General features: G+C 51.3%; 23 protein-coding genes, 4 pseudogenes and 1 other annotated feature. Of the genes and pseudogenes, 17 read left to right on the top strand and 10 right to left on the bottom strand.

What is annotated here, in order from left to right:
• Nucleotides 1-71: 71 nt before the first annotated feature.
• Genes ABLV07_RS15340 through ABLV07_RS15330 form a run of 3 tightly spaced genes read right to left on the bottom strand, consistent with a single transcriptional unit; the run spans nucleotide 72 to nucleotide 2983 of the window.
• Complete coding sequence (locus ABLV07_RS15340) at nucleotides 72-1349, bottom strand: hypothetical protein (protein WP_015367057.1); 1278 nt, start codon at nucleotides 1347-1349, stop codon at nucleotides 72-74.
• Between the two features lie 2 nt (nucleotides 1350-1351).
• Nucleotides 1352-2626, bottom strand: coding sequence for an MASE1 domain-containing protein (locus ABLV07_RS15335; protein ID WP_020079103.1), 1275 nt, complete (start codon nucleotides 2624-2626; stop codon nucleotides 1352-1354).
• A 21-nt stretch (nucleotides 2627-2647) separates the two neighbouring features.
• Nucleotides 2648-2983, bottom strand: coding sequence for an SMR family transporter (locus tag ABLV07_RS15330; protein ID WP_045367424.1), 336 nt, complete (start codon nucleotides 2981-2983; stop codon nucleotides 2648-2650).
• A gap of 190 nt (nucleotides 2984-3173) precedes the next feature.
• Here ABLV07_RS15330 and ABLV07_RS15325 point away from each other — a divergent pair.
• Nucleotides 3174-4187 (top strand): annotated as a pseudogene (locus ABLV07_RS15325) (IS3 family transposase).
• Between the two features lie 267 nt (nucleotides 4188-4454).
• Entirely contained in the window at nucleotides 4455-4991 is a 537-nt protein-coding gene (locus ABLV07_RS15320; protein WP_020079101.1) for a GNAT family N-acetyltransferase, read from the top strand.
• Between the two features lie 143 nt (nucleotides 4992-5134).
• Here ABLV07_RS15320 and ABLV07_RS15315 read toward each other — a convergent pair whose 3' ends face one another.
• From ABLV07_RS15315 to ABLV07_RS15305, 3 genes are all read right to left on the bottom strand, one after another.
• Nucleotides 5135-5491, bottom strand: a complete 357-nt coding sequence (locus tag ABLV07_RS15315) for a nuclear transport factor 2 family protein (RefSeq protein WP_071596089.1) — start codon at nucleotides 5489-5491, stop codon at nucleotides 5135-5137.
• A gap of 116 nt (nucleotides 5492-5607) precedes the next feature.
• Complete coding sequence (locus ABLV07_RS15310) at nucleotides 5608-6249, bottom strand: SOS response-associated peptidase (protein WP_032714311.1); 642 nt, start codon at nucleotides 6247-6249, stop codon at nucleotides 5608-5610.
• 160 nt (nucleotides 6250-6409) lie between these two features.
• The gene (locus tag ABLV07_RS15305) at nucleotides 6410-6706 is read right to left on the bottom strand and encodes a YciI family protein (protein ID WP_015367051.1); all 297 of its coding nucleotides are present in this window, start codon (nucleotides 6704-6706) and stop codon (nucleotides 6410-6412) included.
• A gap of 210 nt (nucleotides 6707-6916) precedes the next feature.
• Here ABLV07_RS15305 and tonB point away from each other — a divergent pair, with 210 nt between their 5' ends.
• A complete protein-coding gene (tonB, locus tag ABLV07_RS15300; RefSeq protein WP_015367050.1) occupies nucleotides 6917-7657 on the top strand; it encodes a TonB system transport protein TonB in 741 nt (246 codons plus the stop codon).
• Nucleotides 7658-7700: 43 nt separating this feature from the next.
• Here the strand turns inward: tonB and ABLV07_RS15295 are convergent, their stop codons facing one another.
• The 3 genes from ABLV07_RS15295 to pfkB form a co-directional block, all read right to left on the bottom strand.
• A complete protein-coding gene (locus tag ABLV07_RS15295) occupies nucleotides 7701-8561 on the bottom strand; it encodes a fructosamine kinase family protein (protein ID WP_015705109.1) in 861 nt (286 codons plus the stop codon).
• 105 nt (nucleotides 8562-8666) lie between these two features.
• The gene (gene ghoS, locus ABLV07_RS15290) at nucleotides 8667-8951 is read right to left on the bottom strand and encodes a type V toxin-antitoxin system endoribonuclease antitoxin GhoS (protein ID WP_015367048.1); all 285 of its coding nucleotides are present in this window, start codon (nucleotides 8949-8951) and stop codon (nucleotides 8667-8669) included.
• A gap of 86 nt (nucleotides 8952-9037) precedes the next feature.
• Nucleotides 9038-9970: a 6-phosphofructokinase II gene (gene pfkB / locus ABLV07_RS15285; protein WP_020079097.1), complete on the bottom strand. Its 933-nt coding sequence runs from the start codon at nucleotides 9968-9970 to the stop codon at nucleotides 9038-9040.
• Between the two features lie 357 nt (nucleotides 9971-10327).
• Between pfkB and ABLV07_RS15280 the strand changes: the two genes are divergently transcribed.
• The 7 genes and pseudogenes from ABLV07_RS15280 (at nucleotide 10328) to ABLV07_RS15250 (ending at nucleotide 14631) form a co-directional block, all read left to right on the top strand.
• On the top strand, nucleotides 10328-11086 hold the full coding sequence (locus ABLV07_RS15280; protein ID WP_015705111.1) for a YdiY family protein: 759 nt from the start codon (nucleotides 10328-10330) through the stop codon (nucleotides 11084-11086).
• 514 nt (nucleotides 11087-11600) lie between these two features.
• A complete protein-coding gene (locus ABLV07_RS15275) occupies nucleotides 11601-11930 on the top strand; it encodes a hypothetical protein (protein ID WP_047739867.1) in 330 nt (109 codons plus the stop codon).
• A 153-nt stretch (nucleotides 11931-12083) separates the two neighbouring features.
• On the top strand, nucleotides 12084-12308 hold the full coding sequence (locus ABLV07_RS15270; RefSeq protein WP_047739866.1) for a class II holin family protein: 225 nt from the start codon (nucleotides 12084-12086) through the stop codon (nucleotides 12306-12308).
• A gap of 4 nt (nucleotides 12309-12312) precedes the next feature.
• Nucleotides 12313-12925 (top strand): annotated as a pseudogene (locus tag ABLV07_RS15265) (terminase); the annotation flags it as partial.
• A 114-nt stretch (nucleotides 12926-13039) separates the two neighbouring features.
• Nucleotides 13040-13639 (top strand): annotated as a pseudogene (locus ABLV07_RS15260) (recombinase family protein).
• Nucleotides 13640-13775: 136 nt separating this feature from the next.
• Complete coding sequence (locus tag ABLV07_RS15255; protein ID WP_047739865.1) at nucleotides 13776-14192, top strand: hypothetical protein; 417 nt, start codon at nucleotides 13776-13778, stop codon at nucleotides 14190-14192.
• Between the two features lie 13 nt (nucleotides 14193-14205).
• Entirely contained in the window at nucleotides 14206-14631 is a 426-nt protein-coding gene (locus tag ABLV07_RS15250) for a hypothetical protein (RefSeq protein ID WP_045367434.1), read from the top strand.
• Between the two features lie 107 nt (nucleotides 14632-14738).
• On the opposite strand, the pseudogene ABLV07_RS15245 reads toward ABLV07_RS15250, so the two are convergent.
• A pseudogene (locus ABLV07_RS15245) lies at nucleotides 14739-15167 on the bottom strand (SOS response-associated peptidase family protein).
• Between the two features lie 318 nt (nucleotides 15168-15485).
• Between ABLV07_RS15245 and thrS the strand changes: the two are divergent.
• From thrS to pheT, 7 genes are all read left to right on the top strand, one after another.
• Complete coding sequence (gene thrS, locus ABLV07_RS15240; protein WP_015367045.1) at nucleotides 15486-17414, top strand: threonine--tRNA ligase; 1929 nt, start codon at nucleotides 15486-15488, stop codon at nucleotides 17412-17414.
• Nucleotides 17415-17417: 3 nt separating this feature from the next.
• Complete coding sequence (gene infC, locus ABLV07_RS15235; protein WP_004189469.1) at nucleotides 17418-17960, top strand: translation initiation factor IF-3; 543 nt, start codon at nucleotides 17418-17420, stop codon at nucleotides 17958-17960.
• Between the two features lie 90 nt (nucleotides 17961-18050).
• Nucleotides 18051-18248 (top strand): 50S ribosomal protein L35, encoded by a 198-nt coding sequence (gene rpmI / locus ABLV07_RS15230; RefSeq protein WP_001124225.1) that lies wholly within the window; start codon nucleotides 18051-18053, stop codon nucleotides 18246-18248.
• Between the two features lie 50 nt (nucleotides 18249-18298).
• Complete coding sequence (gene rplT / locus ABLV07_RS15225; RefSeq protein WP_004102963.1) at nucleotides 18299-18655, top strand: 50S ribosomal protein L20; 357 nt, start codon at nucleotides 18299-18301, stop codon at nucleotides 18653-18655.
• Between the two features lie 118 nt (nucleotides 18656-18773).
• Nucleotides 18774-18898 (top strand) — a sequence feature (Phe leader region).
• Nucleotides 18779-18823, top strand: a complete 45-nt coding sequence (pheM, locus tag ABLV07_RS15220) for a pheST operon leader peptide PheM (protein WP_001386830.1) — start codon at nucleotides 18779-18781, stop codon at nucleotides 18821-18823. Its footprint overlaps the feature before it by 45 nt.
• 63 nt (nucleotides 18899-18961) lie before the next feature.
• The gene (gene pheS, locus ABLV07_RS15215) at nucleotides 18962-19945 is read left to right on the top strand and encodes a phenylalanine--tRNA ligase subunit alpha (RefSeq protein WP_015367044.1); all 984 of its coding nucleotides are present in this window, start codon (nucleotides 18962-18964) and stop codon (nucleotides 19943-19945) included.
• 15 nt (nucleotides 19946-19960) lie between these two features.
• Complete coding sequence (gene pheT, locus ABLV07_RS15210) at nucleotides 19961-22348, top strand: phenylalanine--tRNA ligase subunit beta (protein ID WP_032711430.1); 2388 nt, start codon at nucleotides 19961-19963, stop codon at nucleotides 22346-22348.
• Nucleotides 22349-22352: the final 4 nt, after the last annotated feature.

Genomic DNA, 22352 nt, shown 5'->3' with positions numbered 1-22352 from the left:
GGCGGAGTCAGAAGCCGGTGATGTTTCTTCTACCCCCCGGAAGGAGCACCTTTTCCTGACGCTGTCGCATCTCATGGTTTGCGAAACCAGTTCAGTCTGGCCGGGTGAACCAGCCCGTGCAATGCGCGGGAATAATCCAGAACCAGCCCGGGTGTCCAGGCCATGGTAGTGGCACGGCGGCGGAGTTGTGCTGCGATCCAGAGCTCCGGCTGCAAGAAGAGCCGTAAAAAAACTGACCAGCCGCTCCGGTTGCACAGCACACCATCTAACGCGGCTTCAAGTGCGTATGCCACACTGCTGGAGCAATTTCGCCAGGTAAGGTTATATATTTCCTGGCGGCGATAGTATGTAGTGAATGCCCGGAGCGATACCGCGTTGAAAGTATGAAAACAAACCTGTCTGTCGGCTTCACACCAGGCGGCGGACTCTGATGCGTAACTGTCCTGAAATTTTCCGGGTACATTATTCTCCCGTACGGCCCGGAGTGTGCGAAAAAACTCCGAAGGGGACCGATCTATATCCACTGCCGGGTAAAGACTGATATAGATATCCTGCATCTCCAGCGCGGCATGTCCGGTAGAAATGACCCCGGCAGAATCCACTGCTGCAATATAGCGATTCATCACTGGCCGGGGGAGAGTGTCCTGAGTAGCAGAACCTTCCGGTGTCCAGACCAGAACACGGAGCTCTGTCGCTTCCAACGCCACTTCTTCCTGACAGGGATGCTGTGGTTCTGTATTTGTCGGCGCGTATCCTGTGCTGTCCGGAGACTGGACATCAAAAATAGTCACCCCCGGGGCCAGACTTCGGAGCCGAAAAGCAAGCAGAATGCAGTCAACGGCACTGAGCAGCATCAGCGCCCCGATGAACTGAGGAACCGTTCCATCATGATGAGTGGGATAGGGCTGGAAAAGGAATACCGCATACAGGATCTGACACATCCCGCCAGCCAGCGCGCGTCTCCAGTACGGATAACGAACCACCCAGGCGGCAGCAACCTGAAAAGCGCCGGACAACAAACAGATAAATCCCAGTATGATAGCCAGGAGGAGATTACTGCCTGAATATCCTGACAGAATAAGCAGGGCCACGGCTCCAATAATCCCACCTTTAAACAGATAAATTCCTCGCTTAGCCCCGGTGGCACCGGATGACGCAACAAGCGTTAACAGACTCTCGCACAAAAGAAACCAGCCAAAAAGTCCGAGCGGAAAATAGCGTGCTCCCAGCATACCGTCCGCCAGTACCAGAAAACCGAAAAGACCCCAAATCAGACCTGCAGCAGTAAGAAGGTACCGGTTGCCACCGATAAAACGTCGGCCGCATAAAAGCAGTGCAATCTGCAGCATATTCAGTGGTCCTCCGGACGGATAACGGAAACCGGACCACTGGCGGGTAACCAGTATCCGACGAGGAATCCACCTGTTGTACCGGGCAAAAAGAATAGTCCCCGCTCGCAGATCATTACGTGTTCATCTCCCGGCAATGTAAGCCGGAATATCAACGATCCGCCTACGGGCAGGCCGCGGATTGCCTGTTCCCAGCGTGATGTTAACTGTTGCCTGACAGCAGTATCCACGCTCTGGAGCAGGATTTTTCTGTCAGGCAGGTGTGCCACCGTATCTGCCAGCACCGGTGTTCCCTGCAGATCCCAGTCGATCCGGCCACTTCGGATATCCATGCGAAAGGCGGTTTCTTCGTGATGCATCTGCTTACGCCCCGGACCGTTTAGCTTATCCGGCAACCGCAGTAACAGCCGGACAAAGATAGTCAGGATGGCCGTACCGGACAGGTATCCCTGAGCGAGAAGCAGCGGTTCGCCCGGATCCAGGCCATTAATAAAAAAGGGGCCTGTCTGGTGCCATGAAAAGGAAACCACAACGATGCTCAGTGCCAGAAAAGCCAGCGCGCCGGCTTGGGCACCGGCGATGACCGGGACGACAGCAGTCAACAGGACCGGCAAGCAGGCCAGTCCGTAAATGAGCCCCGCCCGGGACTCTTCCCCGGAAGGGGAAGAGAAAATGAGTATGGCAATCACCGCGACCAACAGCACGCTGGCTAGGGTCTTTACGACGTCCCTCGTTGCCTTCCGGGCTGGCTCCCATGTCAGACCTGTCAGTATGGTAGTGGCGACGATGTTGCCGCTGACATTTGCCGCCCACCACAAAGCAGTGGTATCCGCAAAAGACACGGGATGACGCGAAGACAGCCATCCTGCTGCGGCCATACCAGCCAGCGCGCTGATGATAAGAGTACTGATTAGCCAGACACACACCTTACGAAAATCATCCTGTCCACGACTGTAGTGCTGTACGGCCAGCGCTACTGTAACGTCACCACTGACTGAAATCAGGGAAAGTATCAGGGATGTTTCCGAAGAATGGCGCATCAGCAGATCCATCCCTGCGCGGGCAGCAAAGAGCACGATATACATTGCGGGCCAGAATCGTCGCGGCAGAGAAAGGAAAGCGCTGACAGCAGCACCGGCAGGAAACCAGACCATCGCTACACGATTTTGCGGATCGTCCAGTTTCAGAGAGATAAATGCCAGAATAAGATAAATGACGGGCCAGATAATGAGGGCAGGAAGATAGTTTTTTTCTGCAATCTGTATACGTTTCGGCATATCCAGTACCTGCAGGTAATATCAGTGCGTGACGGTGGAGGAAAACAGCTGAATGACCACCACCCCCGACAGTATCAAGCCCATCCCTGCAATGGCGGGAAGATCAAGCTTCTGGCCGAAGAGAAACCAGGAAAAAATGGAGACAAGAAAGATGCCCAGGCCGGCCCATATCGCGTAAGCGATCCCCAGATTCATGACCTTAACGACCTGAGAGAGTCCGTAAAATGACACGGCATAACCGGCGACGACCCCAAGGGAAGGAAGCAGGCGTGTGAATCCTTCTGATGCTCTGACCATGGTTGTTGCAAAGGTTTCGGCCGCGATGGCCAAAATCAGGATGATCCACGTGTTCAGCATGACCTCATTGCCTTAAAGAAAGGGTTCTGGTTTAAAAAATAGGAAACAAACCCGGAATTGGCCACCTGTTGATCAATACCGGTACGAAGGGTTGCATGAACACTGCGGCTGTGACCCTGACCCGAAATCCTGCACCATTCAGAAACAGAATGCCGTCATGATCTACACTCCCTGAACGGAGGTGGTGCCGATGAAAAAGTCACGATTCACCGAAGAACAGATTGTTTTTGCCCTGAAGCAGGCTGAACTGGAGACGTCCGTGCCGGAGGTCTGCGGTAAGCAGGGCATTTCCGATGCCACGTTCTATACATGGCGCAAGAAATAGGGCGGGATTTCTCCTTCGGAGCTGAAACACACGCGGCAGCTCGAGGAAGAGAATCTCAGGTTGAAGAAGCTGGTTGCCGATCTGAGCCTCGACAAGGCCATGCTGCAGGATGTGCTGGCAAAAAAGAACTGACGCTAGCGCGTCTGCGCGAATGGGTCCGGGACCAGCAGGCACGCTACGGAGCCAGTGAGAGGCAGGTCTGTTTTGCGCTACGGGTCAGCCGCAGCTCTTTCCGCTACTGTTCTGTTGCAGCAGACGACAGTGCGTTGCGCCTCCGTATCAGGGAGATCACCGAAACCCGGGTTCACTATGGCTACCGCAGGGTTCACGTCATGCTCAGGCGGGAGGACTTGCGGGATAATCATAAACGCATTTACCGACTCTACAGCGAGCAGGGGCTGTCCCTGCGTCTCAAACGCCCACGCCGGAATAAATCGGCACAGCGCCGACAGTCCCAGCCTCAGGGGCTGTATCCGAATCATGTCTGGGGCATGGACTTTGTCTCTGATGCCTTATTTGACGGGCTTCGGTTACGTCTGCTGACAGTCATTGATCTCTACACACGCGAATGTCTGGGGAACTGCGTGGGCCAGAATCTGCACTCAACGGAGGTCGCAGAGATGCTGAACACCATTGCGCTCAGACGTCCCTTACCACAGTTGCTGAAAACCGATAACGGCTCTGAATTTGCAGGGAAAATGCTGGGCAAGTGGGTGTATGAACGAGAACTGGTTCATGTCTCTGGAGGATGCACAGTGCAAAATCGCGGCCTGGCGCATACACTATAACCAGAGGCGTCCCCATTCTGCACTGGGCTGGATGACGCCATCCGAATTCGCTGAGAAGTCTGCCGGTTGGCAGAATATGCAGCCAACATGAAGCCGGTTATTCCTGATTATGAATGGATCACATATGGGGAGCGGGTCACCAACCGACATTACTAACTGAAGGTTGTATCTAATCCTGGGGGCAGGTCAATCGCAAGTGCGTGATACCGGACAGCAGTGCGGAGTGAACCGGGTCTGGCGACTGATGAAGCGTGCCGGAATAAAAGCTTAGATACAGTGATTTGCTCGAAGTCAGGTGATTCACTATATACAGTTATCTAACTATTCTGATGAGCTCTTTAGTAGTAAGGAAATTGTTTTGCAACTTCAATCTACCCGACTATATCTTCGCCCCGTAACGAAGTCTGACCTTGATGACCTTTTCAGAATTTATGGTGACCCGGCTACGAACACCTTTAACCCCGCAGGGCCCTATCCTGACATACATCATGCTCAAACTGTTTTAGCTCACTGGATTAACCACTGGGAAACCCACGGTTTTGGAAACTGGGCAATCTCTTTGAAGGATAGCCCGGAAAAAATCATTGGCTTTGGGGGGCTGCGTATCCGTAGTTATGCGGATATAGTAATTAATAATTTAGGGTATCGTTTCGCCACAGAGGCATGGGGAAAAGGTCTGGCGACAGAGTTCTCGAAAAACTCTGTCCAATATGGATTTTGTAAGTTAAATCTGTCCGAGATATCCGCCGTAGTGAGAGCTAACCACCTGGCATCGCAGAAGGTTCTAAAAAAAACTGGGTTTCAATATATAAAAGAGATTTATGATGTGAAAGATGCACCGCCGAGTCTGATTTTTTCCCTCAAGCAAAGTGAATGGTTAAGACAACCAATGTGAGCGTACATACTCTATATCATTTAAATAAAAGAATCGTTCTACTGCGCTTTGGATAGAAATAACGTCGGTCATTGGCACGAAGCGGAATAGTTATACAAGCTGAAGGTCCGCTGCGAGCGAGGAGCGGACGATGCAACTTGGAGCTAGACACGCCTTGACTCAGGAGTTCCCTGATGGAATACCATTTGCCATTGGCCATTTCCACTCATTTCCCAGCATGAAGAACGAAGAGAGGCATTACTACCATCTGGATCAAAAGTCCGGTAATGCAATATTGCGAAATTATTTCTAACGATGATAAGTCTAAATTCGTCACTGTGAATGATTGGTCTATCAACTTCAGTAGAAAGTGCCTCTATTGTTTCTGCCCGATCAACTAACATGCCAGATCGCGTTATCTCTCGAAATTCCTCATGAAGTATATGTTCAAGCCATTTCCGATCGTTCCGCTTGTTATCATGAAGAGAACATTCGAGACGTTTAAGTCTCTCAAGGAGCATAGTATTGTCCTGATTACATTGGGTCATTAACTTTTAGGACAATGAACGCTGGAAAGCAATGTCTGCTACTGGCATATTTCGGACGTTATCAATTTATAGGCGCTCAATAGCCTCGATTAATTCTGGCCGTTACCCACGGCCCGGGAAACAGGGTACCATGTAAAATGGTCAACTGACACGGAACCGTCTGCAGCTATTTCTTCGGCTTCTTTCCCTCCTGTATCCTGTCTTATCCATTCCCTGGCTGCTTCTGGTGAAAGTACAAGCGGCCGGCGGTCGTGAATATCTACCAGCCCTTTATCTGCAGCCGCGGTGACAATCAGAAAGCCTTCTGCTTCATCTCCGCGTTCAAATGGTGTGCTTCCGATTGCTGCCATGAATATCGGCTGGCCATCGGCACGATGGATAAAGTAGGGCTGCTTCTTGTCGCCTTCTTTCTTCCATTCGAACCAACCATCAGCAAAGCAGATCGCCAGGTCATGTTGCCATAGCGGCTTAAACATCCTGCTGGTGGCCGCCGTTTCGACGCGTGCGTTAATCAGAGGTGGTTTATCCCACCATCCTGGCGCATAACCCCAGTAGACAGGATCGATATGCAATTGTTCATCGCGTTCGCTCAGAAGCAAAACTTTGGTACCGGGCGCGACGTTGTATCGACCAATCGGCTCCGGGTCATATGCGATGTCACGATCGGCTTCATCGGCAAGACAGGAAAGATAATCTTCACGGGTCATTGACTGGGAGAAGCGTCCGCACATATCAACCTCCAGTGGTCAGACTGAAAGTATAGAAGACGTATCGAGGATCCAAGGAAGGGCGACCATTCTGCACTTAGTGTACCTAAATGCGTCCTTTACAGAATGATCGCTATATTATGATTGGTATATCTTACTGATATTAACTAGCTAATTTGCTTAACTAAAATACTTTCTTGTAAGGTTTCACCGAGACGTGCTGATAGACGCCCGCGGCGATATAGGGGTCATCGTTGGCCCAGGACTGCGCCGCTTCCAGCGATTCAAATTCTGCGATAACCGTTGAGCCGCTAAATCCTGCCGCGCCAGGTTCATTGCTATCCACCGCGGGCATCGGGCCTGCGGTCAGTAAACGGCCTTCATCATGTAATAGTTGTAGGCGCGCCAGATGGGCAGGGCGCACCGCCTGGCGTTTTTCCAGAGAATCGGCGATATCTTCTGCGTAGATGACGTAAAGCACGGCAAGGCTCCTTAATCAAAAAATAGGCAAATCACGTGACGTGAAAGCGTTATGGGCAGCAATGTAAGATGCGCACGCCTTTAGCATGCCACGGCACGCCGGTTTTTTTCCACAAAACGAGGCAAAATTTGATGCAAGATAACACGTCTTATTGAATATGATTGCTATTTGCATTTAAAATCAGGGCATCATTTTTCAACAGAAACGACTATGAGCGCAATGACCCTTGATTTACCTCGCCGCTTTCCGTGGCCAACGCTGCTGTCCGTGGCTATCCACGGTGCCGTTGTGGCGGGGTTGCTTTATACCTCGGTACATCAGGTTATTGAAAAGCCTTCGCCTTCACAGCCAATCGAAATCACGATGGTGGCGCCGGCGGATTTAGAGCCTCCGCAGGCGGCGCAGCCGGTCGTTGAACCCGTTGTTGAACCGGAGCCGGAACCGGAGCCTGAAGTGGTGCCTGAGCCGCCAAAAGAGGCACCAGTGGTTATCCACAAACCGGAGCCGAAGCCCAAACCCAAGCCGAAACCAAAGCCTAAGCCGGAGAAAAAAGTCGAGCCGAAACGCGAGGTGAAGCCCGCTGAGCCGCGCCCGGTCTCGCCGTTTGAGAATAACAATACGGCGCCTGCGCGTACTGCCCCGAGTACCACGGCGGCAACGGCAAAACCGATGACCACCGCGCCGAGCGGTCCTAAAGCGTTGAAACGCGGCGACCCGTCTTACCCGCAACGTGCGCAGGCGCTGCGTATTGAAGGTGACGTGCGCGTGAAATTTGATGTCACCGCCGATGGTCGGGTGGAGAATATCCAGATACTCTCTGCGAAGCCGGCCAATATGTTTGAGCGTGATGTCAAAACCGCGATGCGCAAATGGCGCTACGAGGCAGGCAGGCCGGGCACTGGTTTGACGATGAATATCAAATTCCGCTTAAACGGCGTAAAAATGGATTAAGCTCGCTGATGAAAAAGGCCCTTTTGAGGGCCTTTTTTTACGCCTATTGCAGGGCTTCATCGAGCGCTTTTTGCGCGGTGACCAGGTGCTGACCGCCGAACAGAATTGCCCGATTAAGTAAAGTGTATAGCTGGTAAATCGGTTGCCGTTCAAGGAAACCAGCGGGCAGCGGCGAGACCGACTGATAGCCATCGTAAATCTGCGGCGGTTGTTCCGGATGCAGAGGCAGCATTGCCAGATCGCATTCGCGATCGCCCCAATAACATGCCGGATCGAAAATATACGGCCCATTGGGCCCTAGCGCGCAGTTCCCGGACCACAAGTCGCCATGTAATAAAGAAGGCTGCGGCTGATGGCTGCTGAGCCGCTGCTGTACACTTTCGACAATGTTGTCGATATCGCCGAAGTGCAGTCCTTTTTCCGCCGCTAGCTCCAGCTGCCAGCCAATGCGTTGTTCAGCGAAAAACGTTGACCAGCGGCGCTGCCAGGCATTCGGCTGCGGGGTCGTCGACAGATCGTTGTCAAAATCAAGGCCAAACTGCGGCTGGTCGCTCCACTGATGTAAATGGGCGATTTGCTGACCAAGCAGAAACGCGTTATGCGCGTCCAGCGGTCGCGGCGGCAAATATTCCATCACCAGAAAACTGTAATCCCGGTCGCTGCCGACGGCAAAAACCTGCGGAACGCTGACGGTTTTACAGCGCGAGAGCAGCTCCAGCTGGTCCGCCTCCGCGGTAAAAATGGGGAGCAGTTCGCGTTCATCGCATTTGACGAAATAATCTTTTCCGCCAAAACGTAAATGCCAGGCGGCATGGATCTCTCCGCCGGGTAGCTCGTTGCGCAGTTCGATTTCAGCGCCGTCAGTGTGCTGCTCGCTTAACAAATTGCTAATAGCTTGCCACATGCTGTCTCTCCCCATGTTTTCCACCATATCATAAGGTTAGCGTATAACCTGGCCGTAAAGTTCGAGCTAACGCACAACTGACGTCTTCCACGATGGCGATCGCACTTATTGAGCTTTTAACCATTCGCTAAATGTGGTGATGGCGATCTCTGCCGGCCTGCCTAAAGCGGCTTCCGCGAGACCTGCGCTTAATGCCCGAACGTCTTCGGGGCTTTGCGCGCTCAGCAGGCCAAATGTGTTGGTACCTAAATCATGGGTTTTGCCATCATCGTCGTTGAGCGTCAGGACGAAGCCTGCGCGAATGAAATGATTGCTGAGCTCGTTAATCTCAGTCAGCGCTTGTTCCTGGAACTTAACGGTGATCACGTGCGCGGTAATATCGTTGCTCATTTTTCACTCTGTTGTTATGCATGGAATTTCTAGCATAGACCATGGTAGCGAATTGACCCCCTTCACCCGGGTGAAGGGGGTCGAGACTAGCGGCCACAAAGGTAATCGTAGATTTTCTGCGTGTTGGTTAATGAACACAGGCGGGTGCCGTGGTTAATCGTGGCGGCGCTACCGGCGGCAACGCCAAAGCGGACCATATCCTCAAGCGAGGCATGTTCCGCCAGACGTAGCGTCATTGCGCCGACCATACTGTCACCCGCGCCAACGGTGCTCTGGCTTTTCATCGGTGGCGGCACCACCTGTACGCTGCCGGTGGCATCAACTCCCAGCGCCCCCTGCGGACCCAGCGAAACCACAACCCGGCGTACTTTTCCGGAGCGGATTAGTTCCAGCGCGGCATTACGCACGTCGTCAGGTTGGCTGAGGTCGCGCTGTACCAGCGCGCTAAGCTCTTTCTGGTTCGGTTTGACCAGCTCGATGTTGCCGACATCCAGCGCGGCGGCCAGCGCATCGCCGGAGCTGTCGATGATGCAACGTAGCCCGTGCTGCTGCGCGTTTTTTACCAGTTGAGTCAGATGTTCGACGCTGATTCCGGGCGGCAGACTGCCGCTGATAACCAGCAGAGAACCGGGCTCAATCGCGAGTACTTTCTCTTCCAGGCGACGGAACTCATCTTCGGTTAGCGCCGCGCCGGGCATGACAAAGCGATATTGTTCGCCGCTGGCATCGACATGCACATGTAAGTTCTGCCGCGTCCAGTCGCGGGTTTCTATTGTTTCGACCGGGACCTGCTCATCAGCCATCAGGGCGGTAAGATGCTCGCCGGTGGCGCCCCCAACCGGGAAAATCGCCGTCGCTTTACCGCCCAGAAAGGTAATGGCCCGGGCGACGTTGATCCCGCCGCCTCCGGGTTCGAATACCGGTGCGCTACAGCGTAACTTGCCTTCAGGGTATATTTGCGGTGTCAGCGTTGCGCTATCGAGTGATGGGGCCAGCGTGAGCGTATAAATTTTGGTCATCCTGTTCCTCCTTAATACGAATAAAGCTGCTTTTTTAAGCATGGCACTGAAATGGAGTGAGGGGAAGCGGGGCGGACGATGGATTTACAAAGATGTCTGGGTTTTTATCTTTATGAAATAAAGATTGTTTTGGGAACCGTCTTATTCAAAAAACGAAATAGTAACTGATTGCTAAGTTATTCGTGCTTTTTTATAATCAAGCGCCTTTCTTAGGACTCGCATTCAGCGCGCCTCGCGAAAGTTTCCGGGACCTGCCTGGTCTCCTTAAATGTTGTACGGACTCTAAATTAAATGAAGGGATCGCTGGTCCATTCATCATTTGTACTGTCCTGAAGATATGTATTTTAGAGAGTTATAATGAAGCTTTTGAAGACAGTACCCGCAGCGGCATTGCTGGCGGGGGGGCTTTTTGCGTCTGTAAACGCACTGGCCGATGATTCCGTTTTTACCGTCATGGATGACCCTTCCACTGCCAAAAAACCTTTCGAAGGTGCTGTGAATGCGGGTTATCTCGCTCAGTCCGGCAACACGAAAAGCTCCTCAATGACCGCTGACTCCACGTTGACCTGGTACGGCGATACCACGGCCTGGTCACTGTGGGGCAATGCGAGCAACACGTCCTCTAACGATCAACGCTCTTCGGAGAAATATGCCGTGGGCGGCCGTAGTCGTTATAACCTGACCGATATGAACTATGTATTTGGCCAGGCCAGCTGGCTGACCGATCGCTACAACGGCTATCAACAGCGCGATGTACTGACGGCCGGTTATGGTCGCCAGATCCTCAACGGCCCGGTTCACAGCCTGCGTTTTGAATTTGGTCCGGGTGTGCGTTACGACGAGTATACCGATGGCGATAACGAAACTCAGCCGCTGGGGTACGCCTCCGGCACCTGGGCATGGCAGATGACCGATAACGCCAAATTTACTCAAGGTGTTTCGGTATTCGGCGCTGAAGACACGACGCTGAACTCGGAAAGCGCATTAAATGTGGCAATCAACGCCCACTTTGCGCTGCGTGTCGCCTATAACCTGACGTGGAACTCGCAGCCGCCGGCTTCGGCGCCGGAGCATACCGACCGCCGCACCACCTTATCGCTCGGTTATAAAATGTAATTTTCAGGCCGGGCAACCGGCCTGATTCCTGTTATTTCCTGCCGGGTATGAATTCTCACTATAACGGATGATTCTTTCATTTCGCTTTTTAGCGGTGGTGGTATTTATCTCTTCATTTCAGGTAATTTATCGGTTAATTAACCGTGTGGTTTAAGCGGGAATTGGGCTGACCCCGCCCCGGTAGACGATTCTGTCCCATATTTGCGTTTGATCTATCAGAACACCAAGCCTCGCCATCGTGCTGGGCTTTTTTATGCCTGCGATCCGGGCAGGGCTCTTGGGTAGAGATGTACTGAATGAAACTATAATACCGTGTTGCAAGGGCCATCTACGATATAACTCTTATAGTTTCTGGTTGAAATTAATTAAATATGAAAAAATATATATTTGTTTTCATATTTGGTGATTTTTTGTGATTTTTAGAGTTTTATTTGTGTTCTTTGCTGTACTTTCTGCAAGTGGGTGCGTTCAGAAAACTTTAGATGAGCGTATATCGGAAGCTAAAGGAAAATACGTGACTCAATCAGCGGCGGGTAGTTCTGGTCTGGACCCCACTCAAGATGTTAATCCACTAGTTAGGTTAGAATGCAGTACAAAGGCTGGTACCAAAATCTCTGCACTGGTAAATGGTACATCTCAGATAGTGACGATCAGCGGTGCAGTCTTCCGTTATGTTGATCGATTTGACGATTCAAATGGAAAAGATACTCTGATGTTTGGTCGGGTTACCCATGGCGAAAAGTACGCGTTATTTATTCAAATGGATAGTTTTCCTGTGCCTCTCACCATGTATAGCGAAAAAATGGGTGTCATAAATTTTTCATGTCAGCCTTACACTGAATAATACACTCCATCTCCAACCAGGCTGCGCTTTTGCGTGGCCTTTTTTATTTTCAGGACCGCGGGAATCATCTGCGACGAGCATTGTTGATAAATCAACCCGACGGTCCTCATCCTTTCAAACATACAGCACCCGCTAACTACGCAAGGTGAGAGTATGTATCGCATGGAAAAGATAACCACTGGTGCTGCTTATGGCGCTTCAGCCGGGAGCATCCTGAATGGCATGCTTAATGCCTACAGCCCCGAGCAGTGGAATGCCATCGGCGTGCTGGCGGGCATTGTCATTGCCGTACTTACGTACCTGACGAATTTGTATTTCAAAATACACGAAGACAACCGACGAAGCAGGAGCAGAGATGAACCCGACGCTCAGGAATAAGATTGCGGCGTTGTTTGAATCGGCGATGTGCGCATTGATTACCCACACACTGAATGATGCAAAGCGCCTGTTTCAGGAAAAGGTGAAGTATGCATACGACAAACTGCCGGCGGAGATAAAGGCGGCTAACCCAGACAGCAACGATTCGTCTGGCGAACTCGTTTTTAAGAAAGGCGGCTCGCTATACGTCAGCACGTCGTTTTGTGGCGGTACGCTGCGCTATCTGCATGTTTCCGAGTTCGGGAATATATGCGCCAAGTATCCTGACAAAGCCCGTGAAATCGTCACTGGTGCGTTTGAGGCGGTATCGACAGGCTGCTTCGCTACTATCGAGAGCACAGCGGAAGGCCGGGCGGGTTACTTCTTCGATTACTGCCAGACGGCAGAAAAAGCCTTGCTGCAGGGTAAGCCACTATCCGCGCTCGACTGTAAGTTCTTCTTCTTTTCCTGGTGGAAGAATCCGCATTACGCAATTGACCCGGTTGAGTCGCTACCTCAGCGCTTAGTTGAATACTTTGCTGAGGTGGAGGCAAAGCACGGAGTAGTCGTCAGCGAGCGTCAAAAGGCCTGGTATTACGCCAAAAGAGAAAACACTCGGCGATGACATGAAGCGCGAATAACTGGGCGACGGTCGCCTCATTCTCAACGACTAAAGTTGTCCCTTCGCTTGAACCCAGGTTTACGCGAACAATTCTCACAATTTACAATCAGCTATTTCAAAGGGTTGCATAATGCTGATTGGCTACGCGCGGGTGTCTACCGGCGATCAAAACCTCGATTTACAGAAAAATGCACTGGTTCGCGCAGAATGTGAGCTAATTTTCGAAGATACCGCCAGTGGGAAGAACGCCAGACGACCTGGTTTAAGAAAAGCTATTCGCCGCCTTCGGCCCGGAGATTCACTGGTTGTCTGGAAACTCGATCGCCTTGGTCGTAGTGTGCGAGATCTCATCACGTTGGTATCAGAGCTGCAGGATCGAGGAATTCATTTTCGCAGCCTGACCGACAGTATTGATACCAGTACGCCGGCAGGACGCTTTTTCTTTCACGTCATGAGCGCTCTCGCAGAGATGGAAAGGGAGCTGATAGTTGAACGTACCCGGGCAGGGTTAGCCGCGGCAAGAGAACAGGGGAGAGTTGGAGGGCGCCGCCGGGTAATGACCCCGTAGGTCTTGGAACGATGCCAAAAATTGCTGGGGAATGGGGCGACCCGGCAGCAGGTGGCTGATGTTATCGGTGTTGGAGTAAAGACGATATATAAATATTTCCCTTCGCAAGCGGAAAATCGAATTCCTGGAAAAGTATACTCTGAGCATGTGTCGCCTCAATAGCTTATATTGAACCGACCATAATGGAGCTTCACGACCATCTTGAAAAACTCCCGGTTCGATAAAACTGGATTTCACTTACAACTTATATAATATACTATTGGAAGATTATTAGAATCCTTTCGCTAAGGGGAATAACATGCATAAAAGAGCAAATATTGAACGGTTTGCGGCAGTATGCATGGTAGTGACTTTATCATTAGGTATGGTTCTGTTCTCGCCTAATGTAAGTTCTGAAAATAAATTACATTCAACGACAAGTGCTGTGTCTCAATGCAATAAGGTCAGAAATGTAATCGGTGAATATAGACCTGTAAATGTCAAATACTTTACAGGAACGATGATTGTATATAATGATGATTTTAGTAATCGCTTCAGATATGCACTGCGAGCAAACGATGGGTTTACTAGTGTTTATGAAATAGCAGAGCATGTCAGAGGGTGTAAGTATAAAATCATTAGCAATGACCAGAACTACATCACTTTTAAAGGTGATATCCTAGAATATCATCATATTGGTTCTACCGGGTGGGTAGACAGCTATAGTAAGAAATAATAGGAAAATCATTATGGTTAATGCATCAAGATTAATAGTTGCCAGTCTTTTTGTTCTCCAGGCAGGCTTAGCTGGGGCGGCCACTTTATCTTGCATAGAACAGGGTGCTGATACTACAAAAGCTCAGCCAATAATCAGTTTTATACAAGACAGTAGTGGTAATGTGCAAAAAAACACCTTGGCGACGAGCGGAAAAACTGAGGAAGGTTTGTTTTATTTTTACTCAGGCCAACGAGAGGTTAAGGATAAAAATATTACTATGTTAATGTACAGTACCAGACAGAAGGGGCAGGTTGATAAAGTTGCAGCAGCAGACACATTGGCCATTTACCTTCCACATGATGAGAAGTTAGGGACTGTTGCAAAAGAGTTTCATACAGATAATGAAGGAAATATTACCGATGGTAATTCATATGTATGTGTTGATTTAAATAAATAAAAACTTATTGTACTGTTTGTCAATGCTTGCTGGTATTGCATTAATTTTGGTCAAATTGAACGCAGCCCTGTAAACATGGAGCCTTATGCAATTAATACGTTTTAAAATCAATGGTGAGCAATAGGCTCGATCAATTCAGGTCGGGGCACTTCACATTACCCGCGGCGCGCGTCACTGAATGCCAGATAAACTTATCTGCGGGCGCAGTACCGTCCGCAGCTATTTCCTCCGCCTCTTTCCCTTCAATACTTTGCCTCATCTATTCCCTTGCTGTTTTTGGTGACAGTTCCAGTGTCTGCAGTTTCGATACGTGCTTAACCAGCGGTGTTTTATCCCACCTCCTGGGCATAACCCCAGAAAACTGGATCGATATGCAGTTGTTCGTCGCGTTCGCTCAGAAGCAAAACTTTGGTGCCGGGCGAGACGTTGTACCGGCCAATAGGTTCCGGGTCGTATGGGATGTCGCGATCGGCTTCATCGACAAGACAGGAAAGATAATCTTCACGGGTCATTGACTGGGAAAAGCGTCCGCACATATCAACCTCCAGTGGTCAGAATGAAAGTATAGAAGAGGGAAGAGGGGTTGAAATGAGGTAATAAGGACTCATATATAAAGTCCACAATAAAAGTGTGCAGTTAATGCCATTACCGCGCTTTTACAATTTATCAAGGGCGTGTACTATTGAGGCTCGTTATCAGCAGGCGAAGGTAGGTACATTTAGGAAGTTTACATCCTGATGTACACAGTTTGCAGAGTGAAGCAAATAAAGCCATCTAACCTGATGATATAGTTAATTTATTTAGTTTTGTATGTGCTCTTTCGTGCGGGGCACCACTGCAAATAAGGACATAAAATGCCTGTAATTACGCTTCCTGATGGCAGCCAACGCCATTTCGACCATGCAGTTAGCCCGATGGATGTCGCTCTGGATATCGGTCCAGGCCTGGCGAAAGCCACCATCGCCGGACGTGTAAACGGTGAGCTGGTTGACGCCTGCGACCCGATCGAAACTGACTCCACGCTTTCTATTATCACCGCAAAAGATGAAGACGGCCTGGAGATCATTCGTCACTCCTGCGCTCACCTGTTAGGTCATGCGATCAAACAGCTGTGGCCGAACACTAAAATGGCCATTGGCCCGGTTGTCGACAACGGTTTTTACTATGATGTCGATCTGGACCACACCCTGACTCAGGAAGACATCGACGCGCTCGAAAAACGTATGCACGAGCTCGCCGAGAAAAACTACGATGTCATCAAGAAGAAAGTCAGCTGGCACGAAGCGCGTGAAACCTTCGTGAAGCGCGGCGAACCCTATAAAGTTTCTATTCTTGACGAAAACATCGGCCATGATGACAAGCCAGGCTTGTATCATCACGAAGAATATATCGATATGTGCCGCGGTCCGCACGTACCGAATATGCGTTTCTGCCATCACTTCAAACTGATGAAAACCGCTGGCGCGTACTGGCGTGGAGACAGCAACAATAAAATGTTGCAGCGTATCTACGGCACCGCCTGGGCAGATAAAAAAGCGCTGAACGCCTACCTGCAGCGTCTGGAAGAAGCCGCTAAGCGCGATCACCGTAAAATTGGTAAACAGCTTGACCTGTATCATATGCAGGAAGAAGCGCCGGGTATGGTGTTCTGGCACAATGATGGCTGGACTATCTTCCGTGAACTGGAAACTTTCGTTCGTTCGAAACTGAAAGAGTATCAGTATCAGGAAGTCAAAGGCCCGTTCATGATGGACCGTGTGCTGTGGGAAAAAACCGGCCACTGGGACAACTACAAAGATGCGATGTTCACCACCTCTTCCGAGAACCGTGAATACTGCATTAAGCCGATGAACTGCCCGGGTCACGTGCAGATCTTCAACCAGGGGTTGAAATCTTACCGCGATCTGCCGCTGCGTATGGCTGAATTCGGTAGCTGCCACCGTAATGAACCGTCGGGCGCGCTGCATGGCCTGATGCGCGTTCGTGGCTTTACTCAGGATGATGCGCATATCTTCTGTACTGAAGATCAGGTTCGCGATGAAGTAAACGCCTGTATTCGTATGGTTTATGATATGTACAGCACCTTTGGCTTCGAGAAAATCGTCGTCAAGCTGTCTACTCGCCCGGAAAAACGTATCGGTAGCGATGAGACCTGGGATCGCGCGGAAGCGGATCTGGCGGTGGCGCTGGAAGAAAACAATATCCCATTTGAATATCAATTGGGCGAAGGGGCGTTCTACGGCCCGAAAATTGAATTTACCCTGTATGACTGCCTCGATCGTGCATGGCAGTGCGGTACTGTACAGCTGGACTTCTCCCTGCCGCAGCGTTTAAGCGCCTCTTATGTTGGCGAAAACAACGAGCGTCAGGTACCAGTAATGATTCACCGCGCGATTCTCGGCTCGCTGGAGCGCTTCATCGGCATCCTGACCGAAGAGTTCGCTGGCTTCTTCCCAACCTGGCTTGCGCCAGTGCAGGTAGTGGTCATGAATATTACTGATTCTCAGTCTGAATACGTTAACGAATTGACGCGTAAACTACAAAATGCGGGCATTCGCGTAAAAGCGGACTTGAGAAATGAGAAGATTGGCTTTAAAATCCGCGAGCACACTTTACGTCGTGTCCCGTATATGTTGGTCTGTGGCGACAAAGAAGTCGAAGCCGGCAAAGTGGCCGTGCGTACCCGTCGCGGTAAAGACCTCGGCAGCATGGACGTAAATGAAGTGATCGAGAAGCTGCAACAAGAGATTCGCAGCCGCAGTCTTCAACAACTGGAGGAATAAGGTATTAAAGGCGGAAAACGAGTTCAAACGGCACGTCCGAATCGTATTAATGGCGAGATTCGCGCCCAGGAAGTTCGCTTAACTGGTCTGGAAGGTGAGCAGCTGGGTATTGTGAGTCTGAGAGAAGCTATCGAAAAGGCTGAAGAGGCTGGAGTAGATTTAGTTGAAATCAGCCCTAACGCCGAACCGCCAGTTTGTCGTATCATGGACTACGGCAAGTTCCTTTATGAAAAGAGTAAGTCTTCTAAGGAACAGAAGAAGAAGCAGAAAGTTATCCAGGTTAAGGAAATTAAATTCCGCCCTGGTACTGATGAAGGTGACTATCAGGTAAAACTCCGCAGCCTGATTCGCTTTCTCGAAGATGGCGATAAGGCCAAGATCACGCTGCGTTTCCGCGGTCGTGAGATGGCCCACCAACAGATCGGTATGGAAGTGCTTAATCGCGTGAAAGACGATCTGGTTGAACTGGCAGTAGTCGAATCCTTCCCAACGAAGATCGAAGGCCGCCAGATGATCATGGTGCTCGCTCCGAAGAAGAAACAGTAAGGCCATCAAGTAACATTCCGGTGGGCTTCGGCTCACTGGTTTGTTCGCCTTTGTTTCGTTTATTAACAATGCGAAGTGGAAGTTATTAAAATGCCAAAAATTAAGACCGTACGCGGTGCTGCAAAGCGCTTCAAAAAAACCGGTAAAGGTGGTTTTAAGCACAAGCACGCTAACCTGCGTCACATTCTGACCAAAAAAGCTACCAAGCGTAAACGTCACCTGCGTCCGAAAGCCATGGTTTCCAAAGGCGATCTGGGCCTGGTAATCGCGTGCCTGCCGTACGCATAAGTCGTTAACCCTTTTAACTTTTTAATTAGAATAGATACAGGAGAGCACATATGGCTCGCGTAAAACGTGGTGTAGTTGCCCGTGCACGTCACAAGAAAATTTTGAAACAAGCTAAAGGTTACTACGGTGCGCGTTCTCGCGTATACCGCGTTGCCTTCCAGGCTGTTATCAAAGCTGGTCAGTACGCTTATCGTGACCGTCGTCAGAAAAAGCGTCAGTTCCGCCAACTGTGGATTGCGCGTATCAACGCAGCAGCACGTCAGAACGGTATTTCTTACAGCAAATTCATCAACGGCCTGAAAAAAGCCTCTGTTGAAATCGACCGTAAGATCCTGGCTGACATCGCCGTATTCGACAAATTAGCGTTCACCGCTCTGGTCGAAAAAGCGAAAGCAGCTCTGGCATAAGCCAGTTGAAAGAGGGAGCTTGTCTCCCTCTTTTCGTTTCAACACTATCAATACATTGACTTTTATCCGTGCAGGCTTTTCAATACAGGTCTGACATTTCTTACCAGACAAGGTAATGCAAGCATGAATGCTGCTATTTTCCGCTTCTTTTTTTACTTTAGCACCTGAACTCAGGAGGCTAGCGCGTGAAAGAAGAAACGGAAAACAGCGCCAGAAAGCCTCCCCTGTGGAGGCTTTTTTCGTATATAGATTCGGGATATTTATTTCACTAAAACCGGTGTCTGCACCGACATAATGAGGAAAACCATGTCACATCTCGCAGAGCTGGTTGCCAGTGCCAAGGCAGCCATTAACGAGGCATCAGATGTTGCCGCGCTGGACAACGTCCGCGTTGAATATCTGGGCAAAAAAGGGCATCTGACCCTGCAAATGACCACCCTGCGTGAGTTGCCGCCGGAAGAGCGCCCGGCAGCGGGTGCGGTCATTAACGAAGCGAAAGAGCAGGTGCAGCAGGCGCTGAACGCGCGTAAGGCTGAGCTGGAAGGCGCCGCGCTCAATGCCCGTCTGGCGGCAGAGACCATCGACGTCTCGCTGCCGGGTCGCCGCATCGAAAACGGCGGTTTACATCCGGTTACCCGCACCATCGATCGTATCGAAAACTTCTTCGGCGAACTCGGCTTCACCGTGGCGACTGGCCCGGAAATCGAAGATGACTATCATAACTTCGATGCGCTGAACATTCCGGGTCACCATCCGGCTCGCGCCGACCATGATACCTTCTGGTTCGATGCGACCCGTCTGCTGCGTACTCAGACTTCTGGCGTACAGATCCGCACCATGGAAAACCAGCAGCCGCCAATTCGTATTATCGCGCCGGGCCGCGTCTATCGTAACGATTACGATCAGACCCACACCCCGATGTTCCATCAGATGGAAGGTCTGATTGTTGATAAGAACATCAGCTTCACCAATCTGAAAGGTACCCTGCACGATTTCCTGAATAACTTCTTCGAAGAAGATCTGCAGGTACGCTTCCGTCCGTCCTACTTCCCGTTCACCGAGCCGTCTGCAGAAGTTGACGTGATGGGTAAAAACGGTAAATGGCTGGAAGTGCTGGGCTGCGGCATGGTGCACCCGAACGTACTGCGTAACGTCGGCATCGATCCGGAAGTTTACTCCGGCTTCGCCTTCGGCATGGGCATGGAGCGTCTGACCATGCTGCGTTATGGCGTGACCGATTTGCGCGCATTCTTCGAAAACGATCTGCGTTTCCTCAAACAGTTTAAATAAGGGCAGGACAGAACAATGAAATTCAGTGAACTGTGGTTACGCGAATGGGTTAACCCGGCGATCGACAGCGAAGCGCTGTCCGATCAGATTACCATGGCGGGCCTGGAAGTTGACGGCGTTGAGCCGGTGGCCGGTAGCTTCAACGGCGTGGTCGTCGGTGAAGTGGTCGAGTGCGGCCAGCATCCGAATGCTGACAAACTGCGCGTTACTAAAGTCAATGTCGGCGGCGAGCGTCTGCTGGACATCGTCTGCGGCGCGCCAAACTGCCGTCAGGGCCTGAAGGTGGCCGTCGCGACCATTGGCGCCGTACTGCCGGGCGATTTTAAAATTAAAGCGGCGAAACTGCGCGGTGAACCGTCAGAAGGGATGCTGTGCTCTTTCTCCGAGCTGGGTATTTCCGACGATCATAGCGGTATCATCGAACTGCCGGCCGATGCGCCGATTGGTACCGACATTCGCGAATACCTCAAGCTTGACGACAACACCATCGAAATCAGCGTTACGCCAAACCGCGCCGACTGCCTGGGTATTATCGGCGTGGCGCGCGATGTCGCTGTGCTGAACAAAGCGCCGCTGAACGCGCCGGAAATCACTCCGGTTGCCGCGACCATTGACGACGTGCTGCCGATTCAGGTTGAGGCGCCGCAGGCGTGCCCGCGTTATCTGGGCCGCGTGGTGAAAGGCATCAACGTCAAAGCGCCGACCCCGCTGTGGATGAAAGAAAAACTGCGCCGCTGCGGTATCCGTTCCATCGATGCGGTGGTTGACGTGACCAACTACGTGCTGCTTGAACTGGGCCAGCCGATGCATGCCTTTGACCGCGACCGCATTGACGGCGGTATCGTGGTGCGGATGGCGAAAGAGGGCGAAACGCTGGTGCTGCTGGACGGCTCTGAAGCTAAGCTCGATAGCGATACGCTGGTTATTGCTGACCATAAGAAAGCGCTGGCGATGGGTGGTATCTTCGGCGGCGAACATTCCGGCGTTAACGATGAAACCCAGAACGTGCTGTTGGAATGCGCGTTCTTCAGCCCGCTGTCTATCACCGGTCGCGCGCGCCGTCATGGCCTGCACACCGATGCATCCCATCGCTACGAGCGCGGCGTCGATCCAGCTCTGCAGTATAAAGCGCTGGAGCGTGCGACCCGTCTGCTGATCGACCTGTGCGGCGGTGAAGCCGGCCCGATTATCGATGTAACCAACGAAGAGACGCTGCCAAAACGCGCCACCATCACCCTGCGCCGCAGCAAGCTGGATCGCCTGATTGGCCATCATATCGATGACGCGCAGGTTAGCGACATTCTGCAGCGCCTGGGTTGCGAAGTGACCGTTGGTCAGGACCAGTGGCAGGCCGTTGCGCCAAGCTGGCGTTTCGATATGGAGATCGAAGAAGACCTGGTTGAAGAAGTGGCCCGCGTCTACGGCTACAACAACATTCCTGACGAGCCGGTACAGGCGGGTCTGATTATGGGAACCCACCGTGAAGCGGATCTGTCGCTGAAGCGCGTGAAAACGCTGCTGAACGACAAAGGTTATCAGGAGGTCATTACCTACAGCTTCGTTGACCCGAAAGTACAGCAGCTAATCCACGCCGGTGAAGAGGCGCTGATTCTGCCAAGCCCGATTTCCAGCGAAATGTCGGCGATGCGCCTGTCGCTGTGGACCGGTCTGTTGGGCACCGTCGTCTACAACCAGAACCGTCAACAGAGCCGCGTGCGCATCTTTGAGAGCGGTCTGCGCTTCGTGCCGGATACGCAGGCGCCGCTGGGCATTCGTCAGGATGTGATGCTGGCCGGGGTGATTAGCGGTAACCGCTACGAAGAACACTGGAACCTGGCAAAAGAAACCGTCGATTTCTATGATTTAAAAGGCGATCTGGAATCTGTTCTTGATCTGACCGGTAAATTAGCCGATATCGAATTCCGCGCAGAAGCGGCTACCGCACTGCATCCGGGACAATCCGCGGCGATTTATCTGAAAGGTGAACGCATTGGTTTCATTGGGGTTGTTCATCCGGAACTGGAACGTAAACTGGATCTTAACGGCCGCACTCTGGTGTTCGAAATCGAGTGGAACAAGCTTGCAGACCGCGTGGTGCCTCAGGCGCGCGAAATTTCTCGCTTCCCGGCGAACCGTCGCGATATCGCGGTACTGGTCGCGGAAAACGTCCCTGCAGCCGATGTTTTGGCCGAATGTAAGAAAGTTGGCGTAAATCAGGTAGTTGGCGTAAACTTATTTGACGTGTACCGTGGTAAGGGTGTGGCGGAAGGCTTTAAGAGCCTTGCGATTAGCCTGATCCTTCAGGATACCAGCCGTACACTCGAAGAAGAGGAGATTGCCGCTACCGTTGCCAAATGTGTAGAGGCATTAAGAGAGCGATTCCAGGCATCATTGAGGGATTGAACCT

This window comes from Klebsiella sp. CN_Kp097 (assembly GCF_040064495.1).
GTDB lineage: Bacteria > Pseudomonadota > Gammaproteobacteria > Enterobacterales > Enterobacteriaceae > Klebsiella > Klebsiella aerogenes.
This window is presented reverse-complemented; position numbering and strand designations above follow the sequence as displayed.

Coding starts and splice junctions, on each gene's coding strand:
- ABLV07_RS15335 (WP_020079103.1), bottom strand. CDS start 2,626: ATGCCGAAACGTATACAGATTGCAGAAAAAAACTATCTTCCTGCCCTC.
- ABLV07_RS15255 (WP_047739865.1), top strand. CDS start 13,776: ATGCATAAAAGAGCAAATATTGAACGGTTTGCGGCAGTATGCATGGTA.
- ABLV07_RS15340 (WP_015367057.1), bottom strand. CDS start 1,349: ATGCTGCAGATTGCACTGCTTTTATGCGGCCGACGTTTTATCGGTGGC.
- ABLV07_RS15330 (WP_045367424.1), bottom strand. CDS start 2,983: ATGCTGAACACGTGGATCATCCTGATTTTGGCCATCGCGGCCGAAACC.
- ABLV07_RS15315 (WP_071596089.1), bottom strand. CDS start 5,491: ATGCTCCTTGAGAGACTTAAACGTCTCGAATGTTCTCTTCATGATAAC.
- pfkB (WP_020079097.1), bottom strand. CDS start 9,970: ATGACCAAAATTTATACGCTCACGCTGGCCCCATCACTCGATAGCGCA.
- ABLV07_RS15310 (WP_032714311.1), bottom strand. CDS start 6,249: ATGTGCGGACGCTTCTCCCAGTCAATGACCCGTGAAGATTATCTTTCC.
- pheT (WP_032711430.1), top strand. CDS start 19,961: ATGAAATTCAGTGAACTGTGGTTACGCGAATGGGTTAACCCGGCGATC.
- rplT (WP_004102963.1), top strand. CDS start 18,299: ATGGCTCGCGTAAAACGTGGTGTAGTTGCCCGTGCACGTCACAAGAAA.
- tonB (WP_015367050.1), top strand. CDS start 6,917: ATGAGCGCAATGACCCTTGATTTACCTCGCCGCTTTCCGTGGCCAACG.
- ghoS (WP_015367048.1), bottom strand. CDS start 8,951: ATGAGCAACGATATTACCGCGCACGTGATCACCGTTAAGTTCCAGGAA.
- pheS (WP_015367044.1), top strand. CDS start 18,962: ATGTCACATCTCGCAGAGCTGGTTGCCAGTGCCAAGGCAGCCATTAAC.
- thrS (WP_015367045.1), top strand. CDS start 15,486: ATGCCTGTAATTACGCTTCCTGATGGCAGCCAACGCCATTTCGACCAT.
- ABLV07_RS15280 (WP_015705111.1), top strand. CDS start 10,328: ATGAAGCTTTTGAAGACAGTACCCGCAGCGGCATTGCTGGCGGGGGGG.
- rpmI (WP_001124225.1), top strand. CDS start 18,051: ATGCCAAAAATTAAGACCGTACGCGGTGCTGCAAAGCGCTTCAAAAAA.
- ABLV07_RS15250 (WP_045367434.1), top strand. CDS start 14,206: ATGGTTAATGCATCAAGATTAATAGTTGCCAGTCTTTTTGTTCTCCAG.
- ABLV07_RS15270 (WP_047739866.1), top strand. CDS start 12,084: ATGTATCGCATGGAAAAGATAACCACTGGTGCTGCTTATGGCGCTTCA.
- ABLV07_RS15295 (WP_015705109.1), bottom strand. CDS start 8,561: ATGTGGCAAGCTATTAGCAATTTGTTAAGCGAGCAGCACACTGACGGC.